Consider the following 14,311-nt stretch of genomic DNA (forward strand, 5'->3'; position numbering starts at 1 on the left):
GGAGTATTTCTAAAGCATAAAAATTGTCCTAAAAGCAGCAGTCAAAAAAACATAACTCGCAAGCTCAGACAATGATTTTTTGACTGCTAACGGCCAATTTTGATGCTTAAGAAATACTAACCATGATTTCATATGCACGCAGCGGGACTCTTTTCCTTTTCTTCCTTACGTTATCGCATACTGTAATGATTCAATAGTGGAAGCGTAACCGGCGTGATACCGAAAGTGTACAAAAAATTCGGAAAATCAAGGCTTCCACCTCAACTTTCCGGCTGCACACAAAGGTTACAACACTCTATTGAATTCATTATCATTGGCCAAGCACGACATGAGAAAGACTTGGTGCTCTGTTTGTCGCGTATATGGAGTGATGTTTAGAAAAACTTAGGGTGTTCAAATCTCCGTTAAAGGCATGGAACGAATTGTTTGAGCGAAGCGAGTTATGAGTGGAATGCCTTTGCTTTTAGGAGATTTGGACATCCTTAGATTTTCTTACATCACGGAATCTTAGTAGCAAATAGAGCACCAAGTTTTTCTCATGGACTGAGAGGCCGCGATAATTAATTAAATAGAAATCTCCCCTAAAATAATTCTCAACAGTGCTTTATCCAACATAATCGTCCGGTTCCAAGGATTGATGATGATACCCTGAATGTTATCAGCTGTAATGGCAGAATTAAATAACTGTTTCATATCAGTAAGAAATGTAGACATTACGCTTCCGGAACCTTTGAGTTCTTCATCGAAGCTGGTAAATGCCGCCCACCATTTGCGGCCATCATCGGTCTGGATTGCCTGTACCTGGAGGCCGGAAGCAGCGGAAGAAGGATCAATTGCGATAATCAGTTCGCCGTGTTCATTCATACGCCGGCGGATGACAGTTAGAGTATGAGCAAGCATTTCCTGAGATGGTTCCTGTTGAAGAGCTGCAATGGCAGATTCAATCTTGTTATTGCCTTGTAAAGTTTTATCGGTATGTGTATGGTCATTCATAATTGTGCAAAATCCTTTCTAGATAGATAATGGATACAGAGAACCTGTCAATGACAGCCTCGCTTGCATATTTTTGTATAAAAATATACGGACAGCAAGAGAGCCATCCGTATATTAATATAAAGTATTTCAGTTGGAAGAGCAAGCTAATTGAACTCCCATGGAGAAATATATTTATTTGGAGATGAAGCATATCCATTGTTATATTTCACTGTGACATATAAAGAGTCATCACCATCAACCAGTTTCACATAGCAGATATTATCTTTGTTGAATTTGTGTGTGATATCGATGGACTGATTTTTGTAATACAGGATGACGGAACCATCTTTTTCATATTCTATATCCGGAGCATTTAGTTCTTCCATAATTTCTTCTTGTGTAAGGCTGCGTTCGGAGCCATCCTGGTTAAATGCAATGCCGCCTCCGCCAAATTCTTTATTTTTTCCGTCTTTATCTGCATAAGTTCCGGTATAAGAACCGTCAGAATTGATTGTTAAAGTAGCAGTTGTCTGATCTCCGTGGATCCAGAGCTGGACTTTACGTTGAATTCCGCCAAGATCGGATGCGTAGGCTGTTCCGGTTCCGACTGTTACGATCAGGCATGCGGCAACTGCGGCTGCTAATGTTTTTAATTTGTGCTTCCTATTTAAGATACTCATTTTGTCTACCTCCAGGGAAAAATTGACGGAGGCGGAAAGTGTATCAAAAGTCTGCTTGTATTTTTCTTTATTCGTCATCGTTCCATTCCTCCTTTAAGGTTTCTTTGAGAAGAGCACGTCCGCGGGAAAGCCGGGTCTTTACATTGTTGACAGAAAGATGCAGGATATCACTGATCTCTTGTGTTGTATAATCCTCATAGTAAAAGAGATGCAGGACAATCCGGTATTTTTCGGGAAGTTTCATCACTGTGTCAAACAGAGTTTCTGATTCCGGTGTTTCGAAGGTTAATGTTTCCATATATTCTTCTAAGTTGCATTTATTTCTGTGCCAGAATGAGCGGGTGATATTCTTTGCTTTATTGATTGCAACCCGGATCAGCCAGGCACGGATATGTTCTTCTGTATCAAACTATTTTTTATATGTGTGATACTGAATAAATGTATCCTGAACGACATCTTCTGCATCTTGTTGGTTTCTGCATATGTTAAATGCAATCGCATACAGATGCTTTTGATATCGTTCGATTAAAACTTGTGTTGCTGGTTTCATGAGTACTCCTTTTTTTGTGTTGTATCTACAGAACCTGTTGCCGTAAGACCTGCCATAAGCATCTCCTTACAAATGTTCTGGCGACTGAGTGGGGCATCAGACGTTCGTTTCTTAAGGCCTTTCACTTATAATACAAATGAAAACATAGAAAGGTTACAAATTAATGAAAGTTATTTTCCAAAGTTGTTTTTCAAAAGAAAACTTTAGGTATTGGAGGTAAGATATATATTCTAACTATATCTTACTATCGAGCATAGGCATTTTACATTTTAAAATATACGACGTAAACTATATTAAGAAAAAATAGCTTCAATAATAAGCTGAAAAAATTAATATCTATTATAAAATGAGGGTGAGTGGTTTTCATTATGTTTTCGAATAAAGATTTGAAGAATCTGATTGTACCGCTGTTTTTAGAACAGTTATTGATGGCACTGGTCGGAATCGCAGATGTATTTGTGATTGGTTTTGTAGGGGAGGCTGAGGTATCCGGAGTATCACTTGTAAACTCATTTAATACTATATTCATCAATTCGTTTACAGCACTTGCTTCCGGTGGTGCGGTAGTGATCAGCCAGTATATAGGAAGGAAAGAAGAGAGAATTGATTATGAAGAAAAATATTGGAGCACAGCTGGCATTATATCCGGCACCGGTAATTGTAGTAGGAGCAATAGTAAATGATAAACCGACATGGACACTGGTGGCACATGCAGGAACTATGGCGTATAGTCATCTGATGGTGTCGCTGGTACATGCACACTACATTAATCAGGAAATTATCGAGAGTAAGAAATTATCAGTAAATATCGTAGACGAAGCATGGCTAAAAGAAACTGACCGTATGGGAGTGATAAGCGGAAATAAAGAAGACAAATCAGAATCAGGTAAGATTGATTATCATACATTCAAACCGGTACTTTTTGAATTTCCGACATATGAATATTTTGTGACGGGAGAAAAAGTGGGAGACTGTGCAAAGATGAATTAGAGGTTTTCATCCCTGGCAGATTGTGCTATCATGACAGTATGTCAGAAAGCGAAAGGATGGAAGTTTCATGCCGGCGAGATCAGAAGAAAGAACGAATGCGAGAAAAGAAGAGATCATCAATGCATGCGAAATGCTGTATCAGACGATGAATTTTAAAGATATTACGATAAAGGAAATCGGAAATGTCACCTCTTTTTCCAGAACATCGATATATAATTATTTTGAGACGAAAGAGGAAATCTTTCTTGCATTGTTAAAAAGAGAATACGATGCGTGGATTCTGGATCTACATAAGATTGTTGAAGAACATGAAAGCATGGACGATGAGCAGATTGCATCGGCGATTGCAAAATCTTTGGATCAGCGTCATCAACTTCTGAAGATACTTTCCATGAATCATTATGATCTGGAGGAAAACAGCCGTATTGAGATGTTGATAGAATTCAAAGTATCTTATGGAAATTCACTGAGAGCTGTAATGGGAATTCTTGCAAAATTCAGACCGGATATGGATATTGAAAAGAGACAGGAATTTGTCTATGCATTTTTTCCGTTTATGTTTGGAATTTATCCGTATACCGTGGTGACGGAGAAACAGAAGAAAGCGATGAAAGAAGCAGGAGTTGATTATACTTATAATTCGGTATATGAACTGACGTATACGGCAGTGAAAAAGATGTTGAAGTAATGAAAATATTTGAAAGGAGATAGAAATCATGAAAACATTAGTAGCATATTTTAGTGCAAGCGGAACAACAGAAGGTGTAGCAAAGAAGGTGGCAGAGGCAGCAGGAGCAGATCTGTTCGAGATCAAACCAGAAGTACCATATACAAATGCAGATCTGAACTGGATGGATAAAAAAGCAAGAAGTACGGTTGAGATGAACGATCCGTCTTCCAGACCTGCTACTACAGGAACGGTAGAGAATATGGAGCAGTATGATAACGTAATTATCGGGTTTCCAATCTGGTGGTATGTTGCACCGACAATTATTAACACATTCCTGGAAAGCTATGACTTCGCTGGAAAGAAGATCGCACTTTTTGCCACATCAGGTGGAAGCGGATTTGGGAAAACAGTATCCAGACTGGAAGGTTCTGTGGATAAATCGGCAGAATTCGTATCAGAGAAACTGTTAAACAGAGCAGGTAAAGCGGAGATTGAAAGCTGGCTGAAGAGCTGGATGTAAGAAGCAGGAAGCCTTTTCGGTGATGCAGGAGATAAAATGTATCTGATATCGGTGTATTTTGATGACAAAAGTAATAAAATAATTTCCAATTATATAAATAAAATTGCGCAAAAGACGGGAAATACGTTTATGACAGATAATCATGTTCCACCACATCTGACAATTATGTCTGTAGAGGTAAGAGAGGAAAAAAAATTGACAGAGGTGATGGAACAGTTGGAGAGGTCCCTGACCAAAGGGCAGATCCAGCTGGTCTCGGTCGGAGTGTTATTGCCGTATGTATTGTATGCGGCACCGGTTCTGAATCTGTATCTGGAAGATATGATCGAACAGGTACATGATATGGTAAAGCACATTCCGGAGGTCCGAATGAGCCGGTATTATCAGCCTATGCAGTGGCTTCCGCATATCACACTGGGAAAGAAGCTTTCAAAAGAACAGATGCAGGAAGCATTTTCGGTGATGCAGGAACTGTTTATACCGATGGAAGTGACGGTGGCAGAGATAGGACTTGCGAAGACGAATCCGCATCAGGATCTGATAAGAGTAGAATTAAATGACTGATCGATAAAAAAGAAAAACATGGAAAGCCGGAATGTTATGAAAAAGTACATAGGTATATTAGCAAAAATAACAGGATTCATACTGATTGTGATTCTGGCGGTGAATATCATTCTGCCGCTGATAAAAAGAAATCCGTATGATCGGAAATGCGAAAAAAAGTATTGTGTTATCCACATTTGATCTGCGTTCGGATGACAGTGGTACGAAGATCATTGCGGCATTGTATACGGCGGCAGAAAGGGGTGTGCAGGTACAGATATTGATCGACGGGATCTATCAGAAGCTCTTTTTGGAAAAGAGTCCGGTATTTCAGGCACTGGCAGCACATCAGAATGTAGAAGTTGGAATCTATAATCCAGTCATGAATCGGAAAGTAAAAGGAAAAGAAACAAAATGATTAACAGAGAAGACATGCTGGCACTGACCAGAAGAATGACAGTTAAGAGAACATCTATGACCAGAATCGCCGGAGGATATCTGGACATGGATGGGTATATAGACGGGACATTTAACACGGGATTTTTAAAATTGAGCCCAGATGAGAAAGAAAAAAATTTACAGATAGCAAAAGTAATCCCATTTGCAGATACGAATCAGAATCTGAAAGAATATGCATTTTCCAGTGAGAAGATGAAAGGTGACAGTATGTGGAAGCTTTTAATGGGAATGCGTGTGTGTGGACTGAAAAATGATGCATTAATGGAGACCTTTTATGAGATTGTCGGGGAACAATATCAGGCAATGGGAGATTATGCGGTCTATGTATTTCATGACAGGTATGACATTCCGGCAAAGGGCAAAGATCATGTCCGCCAGGGGGAATCCGAGGAGATGTTCGAATATCTGATCTGCGCTATCTGTCCGGTGAGTGGAGACTATGAGCCCGGAGAACCGGAGTGCGGCTTTCTTTTCCCGGCATTTATGGATGGCGCAGCAGCACTCAATTATGTGGACGTATATCAGAAGGATCAGGCACATCCGCATACAGAGCTTCTGAAAATGCTTGGCGTGTGGTGAGATAGAGAAAATTTCTTATAAATGAGTTTAATGGTTCCCAATTCCTTCCGGATATCCTATAATATAGTGGATTGAGTTTATAGGAAAAGGCAGGGAATATACAATGCATACAATGAAAAAATTCATCTGGTATTATGCCCCGTATAAGGCGGTATTCTTTCTGGATCTGATCTGTGCGGCGGTTATAAGTCTGGTAGATCTTGCATTTCCGCAGATATTGCGGACACTTACAAAGACCTTGTTCGCAGAACCGGCAGACCGTATATTACAGGCCCTTCTCCCAATCGGAGCGGGGCTTCTTGTAATTTATATTTTACAGGCGCTGTGTAAATATTATGTCAGCTATCAGGGACATATGATGGGCGCCAATATGGAACGGGACATGCGGCAGCAGCTTTTTGACCATTATGAGAAATTGTCATTTTCATATTATGACCAGAATAATTCCGGGCAGATGATGAGCAAGCTGGTATCGGACCTTTTTGATATCTCAGAGTTTGCACATCACGGACCGGAGAACTTATTTATTTCGCTGATCAAAATTATCGGTTCGTTCATATTCCTGTTTCTGATCAACTGGAGACTGGCAATACCGCTTCTGGTTCTGGTAGTGTTCATGTTGTTCTTCTCGTACGGGCAGAATAAGAAGATGCAGGCGACATTCATGGACAACCGGCGTAAGATCGGGGATGTTAATTCGAGTCTTCAGGATACACTGGCCGGGATCCGTGTTGTACAGTCCTTTGCAAATGAAGAGATTGAACGGGAGAAGTTCCGAAAAAGCAACCAGGGATTTCTGCGTTCCAAGGATGCCAATTATAAATGTATGGGAAGCTTTATGAGCGGCAACCTGTTCTTTCAGGGGATGATGTATCTGGTAACGCTGGTATTCGGAGGATGGCTGATCGCACATGGGAAGATGGAGGCAGCGGATCTTGCGATGTACGCACTCTATATTGGGATCTTTATCAGCCCGATACAGATTCTGGTCGAGCTTACTGAGATGATGCAGAAAGGACTGTCCGGATTCCGCAGATTTCTGGATGTGGTAGAGACCGAGCCGGAGATCGTGAATGCACCGGACGCAGAATCAATAGATGAAGTAAACGGACACGTTTCTTATGAAAATGTATCGTTTCATTATAGCGATGATGATACACCGGTGCTTTCTAATGTTACATTCGACATTCCGGCAGGAAAATCCGTGGCTTTAGTCGGACCTTCGGGAAGTGGTAAGACGACGATCTGCTCTCTGCTTCCGAGATTCTATGATGTAACAGGCGGACGTGTTATGATTGACGGAAAAGATGTCCGGGATCTGACACTGGAAAGTCTGCGTAATCAGATCGGACTGGTACAGCAGGATGTGTATCTGTTCTGTGGAAGTATTAAAGAGAATATCGCATATGGGAAGCCGGGAGCATCTATGGAAGAGATTGAAGACGCAGCAAGGAAAGCGAACATTCATGATTTTATTATGGAACTGCCGGACGGATATGATACATTTGTTGGTGAACGTGGAACAAGACTTTCCGGCGGACAGAAACAGAGAATCTCGATTGCAAGAGTATTTCTTAAGAATCCGTCAATCCTGATTCTGGATGAGGCGACAAGTGCACTGGATAATGAGAGCGAACGCTGGATTCAGAAGAGTCTGGAAGAGCTTGCAAAGAACCGGACAACGATTACGATCGCGCATCGATTATCAACAATCCGCAATGCGGATGAGATCCTTGTAGTGGCAGATAATGGAATCGCAGAGCGTGGAACACATGAAGAACTGTTAAAACAGGGCGGAATCTATGCGCATTATAATGAGATGGGATAGGCAGAAGATAAGAAAAACGGAAGCTGCTCTGTGAGTAGAAACATAAAAATTATCAATAAAGAAATTTGCAAAAGAAAAAGATTGCCGTGAAAAGGATCTATGATATAATTTACAAAGATATCAGCGGCAGAAAAGACAGTGCAAAACTGTAAAGGAACAGTAGAAATGATTGATATCAGTGAATAAAAACGGCCACCGAATAAGGCGGCAAATCATAAGAAACAGAGGTAGAATTATGGGAAAAATCAGAATTGGTATCGTTGGATACGGTAACATCGGACGCGGAGTAGAGCAGTCTATCAAGCGTAATGATGATATGGAATTAAAAGCAGTATTTACAAGAAGAGATCCTGCAAGTGTAAAGATCCAGACAGAAGGGGCAGAAGTAAAGCACTTTGATGATATGGAAGCTATGAAAGATGAGATCGATGTAATGATCCTCTGCGGCGGATCAGCAACAGACCTTCCGGTAATCGGACCGAAGGTAGCAGCATCATTCAATACCATTGACAGCTTTGATACACATGCTAAGATCCCTGAGTATTTTGCAAATGTAGATAAAGCAGCAAAAGAAGGAAAGAATGTAAGTATTATCTCAGTAGGCTGGGATCCGGGAATGTTCTCTCTGAATCGTCTGTATGCAGAGTCTATCCTGGTACAGGGAAGCACTTATACATTCTGGGGAAAAGGGGTCAGCCAGGGACACTCTGATGCAATCCGCCGTATCGAAGGTGTGAAGAACGGAATCCAGTATACGGTACCGATCGAAGCAGCGGTTGACCAGGTAAGAAGCGGAAGCGAACCGGAGTTGACAACAAGACAGAAACATTTAAGAGAGTGTTATGTAGTAGCAGAAGAAGGAGCAGATAAAGCAGCCATTGAAGAGGCAATCAAGACAATGCCGAACTACTTTGATGAATATGATACAACGGTAACATTTATCACAGAAGAAGAATTAAAAGAAAACCACAGCAAGATGCCTCACGGTGGATTCGTGATCCGTACCGGTGAGACAGGATGCGAAGGCAACAAGCATGTGATCGAATATTCTTTGAAACTGGATTCCAACCCGGAATTCACAGGAAGTGTTCTGGTAGCTTATGCACGTGCTGCACACAGACTTTCTAAGAAAGGTGAATCAGGAGCAAGAAGCGTATTCGATATCGCACCGGCTATGTTGTCTCAGATGACACCGGAAGAGTTAAGAGCACATATGCTGTAAGAGATAATTAATAAAAATGTGTACAAGTTCTATCGTAGACTATTAATGTTGTGATGGAATATAAGGAGCAGAAGTAAAAAAATCAGGCATCGGAGGCGAAATGAAAACTCGTTTCCGGTGCCTGATTTTGTAGAAACTACGGATTTATTTAAGATTTCCTGCTGACTGGTTTATGGTTTGCCGGACAGAGTGGAAAGAAGCTATCTAAAATGAGAGATTTTACGTACAATACCGAAACGTACGATCGGTCAGAATTCTCGCAAATATCAGTCCAAGCGGCAACATCATAATAATCATAATCGCAGAAGTAAACCATGAAACCGCATCCGTCAGGGACATAATCCCGAAATTATAAATCGCACGGTACAGGTAAAGTCCCGGAACCATGATCACGATAGAAGGCACGGTAAGCGAGATTCTTGGATATCCATTACTCTTTTTAATAAAAGAAGCAAGCAATCCGGCAGTCAGAGCCCCGATAAATGCGGCGGCGGCCGGAGGCATATGTGTGAAATCAACAAGTTCAAGCCGGAGTGTATTGGCAATGGCACCAATAAATGCAGCCGTTGCCGCCATCGAATGAGAACTGTTGAACATGATCGAGAAACCGAATACTCCGCAAAAGCTTGCAATCACACGGAAAATCAGACGGGCAGCAGCACTTAGATGCAGTGCCGTAAAATCGGCCGGTTCCAGATGCAGAAGTAAAGCCATGATCCATGCAAATAAAGTGGCAACCATAACGATAATGATTGCATAAGTAAGCCGCTCCAGTCCCGAACGCAGATCCAGCTTTGCAAGGTCGATCCCGCTTGTAATAAATGGAAATCCCGGGATGATGAACAGCATTGAGCAGATATAACCAGCTTCATGAAATTCCGGAATGTGAAAGACAAGTTCCGCAAGTTTCAGAAAGACTGCATAGGTAAAACATGCTGCTGAAACAGAGACGGCTATATTCAAAAACAGTGTGTAATGGTGTTTGATCAGTTTCGTACGGATCAGATTACCAATCCCGGCGGCAATAAAAGCAAGAGCCATCTCAACTGGTCCGCCTCCGAGTAAAAAAGTAAAACCGCAGCAGGCAAGAGCTGCGGCAAGCCCCAGCTTTGCAGGTGAATAAAGAGCATGGATTTCTTCAATTTCATCCAGTCGTTTATGGATATCTTCACCGGTCATATGTGCTTCTTCTTCCGGAAAATGATCTACAAACTGTTCCATGCGGTAAAGCTTGGAGGTATTCACTCCCGTATTGGCAATACTCAACGACTGGGAAACACAATCGTTTCCATCGAAACAGTTAAATACAATGGACATCAATCCCACGTCTACCGTACAGGTTACACCAAGCTCTTTGGAAAGCCGGTTCATGGAAGTCCGTACACGCCATGCACCGGTTCCACAGGAGAGCATGATTAACCCAACACGGCCGATGACAGAAGCTTTCTCGATCAGTCCGGCTTCTGCAATCAACACATTACTGTCATCATTGGCGTAGTCATGCCATGGAATCTCCATATGATTTTTTTCCATAATATCAATAAAGTCAGAATTAGTTGTCTGCATAAATGATCGCCTCTGCTTTGGAAACGTGGCGTTCCAGATTTTTTAAGAAATGTGAATTCGGAAGGAAAACTCCGATCTCATCATAACGGGTATTATCTTCAACAAGAGAATCCTGTCCATAGAATACATAGGACATAGGAAGCTCTTTCTGAAGTTTTATGACAATATCCAGAATAGCAGAATAAGCTTCTGCTTCGGTTTCTTTTAATTTTACGGTATCCGGTAATTCACGGATCAACAGTACACCGTTATTCTTTTCCAGAATGTTTTGTTCCGGTTCCATATCGTCGGATGTATAAGAATGGCTGTAGCGGTATGCCTGTGCCAGAAAAATATTCTTTGGAGCTCCGAGATCTGTATATACCTCATGGAAATGACGGTATTCCCGTTCATGAATCGATCTCTTATATTCAGGAAGTAACATTCCGTTTTCATCTGTCATGATCATCGGATTCTGTTTTCCGTCCGCATTGAACCGATAGGGAATCAGGAATGCATTTCTTAAAAGATCAAAGACTGTATTCTGACAGATAGCCATCAGAAACGCAGATAAATCCCGATTGCGATAAGAATTAAAAAGAGCCTGTGCGAATTCTGTAGATGACGGAGAATCGGGAAGGTCTACCCCATCGTTACTGAATAAATAACTGCAGAATGTTTCCATCAGTTTTTCACATGCCCATTTATCTTCGGATATTTTCTTAAATAAGATTTCTGATTTTTCTTCTCTGGGAAAAAGTGTTTTTTCCTCCATAATAAAGCGCTTCCTTTCATATTTTTTCATCCGAATAAATTATACAACTGTGATAAAGATAAGTGAAAGCTATAATTAATATAGCGGATATATGATTGTGATATAATAAAGAAGTGAAATCTGAGATTTTTATGCCAAAGTATACAAGAAAGGGTGGCGGTGGCAGGCTATATAGATGTCAAAATATGTAAGAAAAATTGCCGGTGGCAGCTTCTGTAGATAGTCGGTTGATGATTTGAAAGGGATATTTGATATAGTTTAAAACTATGACAAATACACATTTTTTTGTATTATACAAGTTTATCAAAACAAATTATAATAAATCCATCGATCGAGAACATCATCAAGAATATGAAAAATATAAAAAATATAAAAGAAAGCCATCAGGGACAACAAAAAAGACAGAAAACCTAAGTCTCTGCCGGCAAGGAGGAAATAATCATGAACACACCATTTCGTTACGACTTTGTAGGAAGTTTTTTACGCCCACAGAAATTAAAAGACGCAAGAAAGAATTTCGAAGAAGGGACAATCTCACAGGAAAAACTGACCGCAGTAGAAGATGAATGCATCCTGGAACTGGTGGTAAAGATTAAGGAACTTGGATATCATGTGATCACGGACGGAGAATTCAGAAGATCGACATGGCATCTGGATTTCATGTGGGGATTTGAAGGTATCGAGCATCAGAAGACAGTAGAGGGGAATACAACATTTGACGCAGAAGCTGCAATGATTGATGATACATACATGACGGGAAAGATTTCAGTAAAGAATCATCCTTTCGTAGAGCATTTCAAATTCATCAAAGCATTAGAAGATGAAAATACTGTCGCAAAACAGACTATCCCGTCACCGGGACAGTTCTATGCATACTTTACCGGGGCACAGCTTCTGAATACAACATTAGAAATCTATGGATCGGAAGAAGCATTTGCCGAGGATGTGATTAAGGCATACGGTGAATTCGTGCAGGAAATCTATGCAGCAGGCTGCCGTAACCTTCAGTTTGATGACTGCGTATGGGGCGGAATGGTAGATGCGAAGATGGCAGTTGCACTGACCGGAAGAACAGGACAGAGACTGGAAGATTACAAGAAACTCCTTCTGGAACTGAATAACCAGGTAGTAGCACAGGCACCGGAAGATCTGGTGATCAATACACATGTATGCCGTGGAAATTATCATTCTACATTCTTCAGTTCCGGAGCATATGATTCCGTAGCGGATTTGTTATTCGGAGAAGAAAATGTAAATGCATATTATCTGGAATATGACGACAAGAGATCCGGCGGATTTGCACCACTTGCAAAGGTATCCGGCGATAAGAAGGTCGTACTTGGACTTATAACAACCAAGACACCGGAACTGGAAGACAAAGAAAAAGTAATCGCAAGAATCCACGAAGCAGCAAAATATGTTCCGCTTGACCGCTTATACTTAAGCCCGCAGTGCGGATTTGCATCCTGCGAGATCGGTAATAAGCTGACAGAAGAAGAACAGTGGGCAAAGCTTAAGCTTGTAAAAGAGATTGCCGACGAAGTCTGGTCAGACAGATAAGCCAGAGCAGATTGGCCATAAGCCAGCCGATACCGGTAGCAATGGCAGGGGCTGTCAGCTCAAAATGAGGGAAGAAGAACCAGGTTAAGATTATGCGAAGTGCAATCTGGAGCGTACTTCCGGCTAACGTCAGAACCATTTTCCCAAGTACGTTATAAGTACCGGTGAAGGTTCCGCCGGTATTGATCGTACCTTGTACAAGGATCCGATGGTTGCATTATTGCCAGAGGGACACAAGCTGGCAAAAAGAAAGATATTTTCGGCAAAATTTGCAGAGACGGAAGCCTATATTGTAACATGTCCAGGATTAGATATTGATGGAACACGTTATCTGGATAAGCATGGGATTAAGCCGAATGTACAGTTTTCGACAATGGATATTCAGGCAACATATGCGATGGCGGCAGCGGGAATGGGTGTGAGCATTAAAATCGTTCTATCATCTGGAAGTATGATATACTGATAACAAGACCTGCAAAAAAAGATGGAGGTGGACTACATGGATGTTGCAACGATGGTAGCGATTAATAACCTGAATATGGTTACAGTGATGGCAGTACAGGCGGCAAATAATGTAATCACGATCGTAAATGGAGAAAGGATGGAAGAAGATATGGATGGTTCAATGTTAGGTCAGTATATGGGAAAAGAATGTACGATAAGTCTGTTCAACGAAGTAGGAGCAATCAAAGGAAAGCTCATGGACGCAGATATACAGTGGGTAAAGGTTGATACAAAGAAAGGGACACAGCTGATTAACAGAAATATGGTACGGAATATTACTTTTGATAATAAATAGAATGAATAAAAATAGTTGTTTCGAAAAAAGTCAGAAATGAATAAAAAATAAGTTGACATTTCGTGTATGAGTTCTTATACTTAAATGTGTAGATAAAACACGGGGAGCTTGTGTACCAGGCTGAGAGGAAGTTAAGAACTTCGACCCATATACCTGATTTGGATAATGCCAACGTAGGAATGTATAACGTAGATTTTAGGAGAGATGCATTTAGTTGGTAGCTCTCTTTTTTGTTACTATGTGACGGAAATCAGGAACAATTGAATATCGGATAAGTTGAGAGTGAACGAGAGTTCATGAAGGGGTGCACCACCACGGGTGTATTTACTTCGTGAACTCTTTTTTCATACTAAAGTATGCAAGAGAAGTTGTCAGTGGCAAGTTCGCTGTATATATCCGGGAAAGGAGAACATACATGATTATCGTAAATGGAAAAGAAATCAATCTGACAGAGGATACTACTGTTGCAGAATATCTGGAGCAGAATCAGTATCAGGTAAAAAGAATTGCTGTAGAGTTAAACGGAGATATTCTTCCAAAATATAGTTATTCCGATACCATGTTAAAAGACGGCGACCGTCTGGAAGTTGTGACATTTGTAGGAGGAGGCTAACAT

18 protein-coding genes, 1 pseudogene and 1 riboswitch are annotated in these 14,311 nt (G+C 41.0%); of the genes and pseudogenes, 13 read left to right on the forward strand and 6 right to left on the reverse strand.

The window, feature by feature from the left end:
* Positions 1–564: 564 nt before the first annotated feature.
* From NCY30_RS01780 to NCY30_RS15160, 4 genes and pseudogenes are all read right to left on the reverse strand, one after another.
* A complete protein-coding gene (locus NCY30_RS01780) occupies positions 565–993 on the reverse strand; it encodes an SseB family protein (protein WP_006426458.1) in 429 nt (142 codons plus the stop codon).
* Between the two features lie 146 nt (positions 994–1,139).
* A complete protein-coding gene (locus NCY30_RS01785; protein WP_006426455.1) occupies positions 1,140–1,733 on the reverse strand; it encodes a hypothetical protein in 594 nt (197 codons plus the stop codon).
* Positions 1,723–2,052 (reverse strand): annotated as a pseudogene (locus NCY30_RS01790) (sigma-70 family RNA polymerase sigma factor); the annotation flags it as partial. The gene NCY30_RS01785 and the pseudogene NCY30_RS01790, both read right to left, overlap by 11 nt.
* A gap of 12 nt (positions 2,053–2,064) precedes the next feature.
* Positions 2,065–2,205, reverse strand: a complete 141-nt coding sequence (locus NCY30_RS15160; protein WP_331476439.1) for an RNA polymerase sigma factor — start codon at positions 2,203–2,205, stop codon at positions 2,065–2,067.
* A 368-nt stretch (positions 2,206–2,573) separates the two neighbouring features.
* Between NCY30_RS15160 and NCY30_RS01795 the strand changes: the two genes are divergently transcribed.
* The 9 genes from NCY30_RS01795 (at position 2,574) to NCY30_RS01835 (ending at position 9,016) form a co-directional block, all read left to right on the forward strand.
* Positions 2,574–2,888 carry an MATE family efflux transporter gene (locus NCY30_RS01795; protein WP_173784948.1) on the forward strand — a complete coding sequence of 105 codons (315 nt, stop codon included), beginning with the start codon at positions 2,574–2,576 and terminating at the stop codon, positions 2,886–2,888.
* A complete protein-coding gene (locus tag NCY30_RS01800) occupies positions 2,815–3,195 on the forward strand; it encodes a hypothetical protein (protein ID WP_250818426.1) in 381 nt (126 codons plus the stop codon). The genes NCY30_RS01795 and NCY30_RS01800 overlap by 74 nt, the downstream gene beginning before the upstream one ends.
* 67 nt (positions 3,196–3,262) lie before the next feature.
* Positions 3,263–3,883 (forward strand): TetR family transcriptional regulator, encoded by a 621-nt coding sequence (locus NCY30_RS01805; RefSeq protein ID WP_006426449.1) that lies wholly within the window; start codon positions 3,263–3,265, stop codon positions 3,881–3,883.
* Positions 3,884–3,908: 25 nt separating this feature from the next.
* A complete protein-coding gene (locus tag NCY30_RS01810) occupies positions 3,909–4,385 on the forward strand; it encodes a flavodoxin (protein WP_044919464.1) in 477 nt (158 codons plus the stop codon).
* 129 nt (positions 4,386–4,514) lie between these two features.
* Complete coding sequence (locus NCY30_RS01815) at positions 4,515–4,949, forward strand: 2'-5' RNA ligase family protein (RefSeq protein ID WP_250818427.1); 435 nt, start codon at positions 4,515–4,517, stop codon at positions 4,947–4,949.
* A gap of 136 nt (positions 4,950–5,085) precedes the next feature.
* Complete coding sequence (locus tag NCY30_RS01820) at positions 5,086–5,346, forward strand: phospholipase D-like domain-containing protein (protein WP_243272182.1); 261 nt, start codon at positions 5,086–5,088, stop codon at positions 5,344–5,346.
* The gene (locus NCY30_RS01825; protein ID WP_006426445.1) at positions 5,343–5,966 is read left to right on the forward strand and encodes a DUF4317 family protein; all 624 of its coding nucleotides are present in this window, start codon (positions 5,343–5,345) and stop codon (positions 5,964–5,966) included. Before NCY30_RS01820 ends, NCY30_RS01825 begins: the two co-directional genes overlap by 4 nt.
* 103 nt (positions 5,967–6,069) lie before the next feature.
* Entirely contained in the window at positions 6,070–7,794 is a 1,725-nt protein-coding gene (locus tag NCY30_RS01830; RefSeq protein WP_250818428.1) for an ABC transporter ATP-binding protein, read from the forward strand.
* A 235-nt stretch (positions 7,795–8,029) separates the two neighbouring features.
* Positions 8,030–9,016 carry a diaminopimelate dehydrogenase gene (locus tag NCY30_RS01835; RefSeq protein WP_118224192.1) on the forward strand — a complete coding sequence of 329 codons (987 nt, stop codon included), beginning with the start codon at positions 8,030–8,032 and terminating at the stop codon, positions 9,014–9,016.
* Between the two features lie 219 nt (positions 9,017–9,235).
* Here NCY30_RS01835 and NCY30_RS01840 read toward each other — a convergent pair whose 3' ends face one another.
* Positions 9,236–10,582: a threonine/serine ThrE exporter family protein gene (locus NCY30_RS01840; protein ID WP_022416027.1), complete on the reverse strand. Its 1,347-nt coding sequence runs from the start codon at positions 10,580–10,582 to the stop codon at positions 9,236–9,238.
* On the reverse strand, positions 10,569–11,336 hold the full coding sequence (locus NCY30_RS01845) for a DUF4866 domain-containing protein (RefSeq protein WP_022416028.1): 768 nt from the start codon (positions 11,334–11,336) through the stop codon (positions 10,569–10,571). The genes NCY30_RS01840 and NCY30_RS01845 overlap by 14 nt, the downstream gene beginning before the upstream one ends.
* A gap of 441 nt (positions 11,337–11,777) precedes the next feature.
* Here NCY30_RS01845 and NCY30_RS01850 point away from each other — a divergent pair, with 441 nt between their 5' ends.
* The 4 genes from NCY30_RS01850 to thiS all read left to right on the forward strand — a co-directional run bounded on the left by NCY30_RS01850 (position 11,778) and on the right by thiS (position 14,308).
* Complete coding sequence (locus tag NCY30_RS01850) at positions 11,778–12,896, forward strand: 5-methyltetrahydropteroyltriglutamate--homocysteine S-methyltransferase (protein ID WP_250818429.1); 1,119 nt, start codon at positions 11,778–11,780, stop codon at positions 12,894–12,896.
* Positions 12,897–13,089: 193 nt separating this feature from the next.
* On the forward strand, positions 13,090–13,359 hold the full coding sequence (locus tag NCY30_RS01855; protein ID WP_284709547.1) for a LysR family transcriptional regulator substrate-binding protein: 270 nt from the start codon (positions 13,090–13,092) through the stop codon (positions 13,357–13,359).
* A gap of 36 nt (positions 13,360–13,395) precedes the next feature.
* The gene (locus tag NCY30_RS01860; RefSeq protein ID WP_250818430.1) at positions 13,396–13,695 is read left to right on the forward strand and encodes a hypothetical protein; all 300 of its coding nucleotides are present in this window, start codon (positions 13,396–13,398) and stop codon (positions 13,693–13,695) included.
* Positions 13,696–13,785: 90 nt separating this feature from the next.
* Positions 13,786–13,892: riboswitch (TPP riboswitch) on the forward strand.
* A gap of 218 nt (positions 13,893–14,110) precedes the next feature.
* On the forward strand, positions 14,111–14,308 hold the full coding sequence (gene thiS, locus NCY30_RS01865) for a sulfur carrier protein ThiS (RefSeq protein ID WP_006426437.1): 198 nt from the start codon (positions 14,111–14,113) through the stop codon (positions 14,306–14,308).
* Positions 14,309–14,311 lie beyond the last annotated feature (3 nt).

The organism is Dorea sp. MB18-49 (assembly GCF_023669465.1).
GTDB classification, from domain to species: Bacteria; Bacillota; Clostridia; order Lachnospirales; family Lachnospiraceae; genus Dorea_A; species Dorea_A longicatena.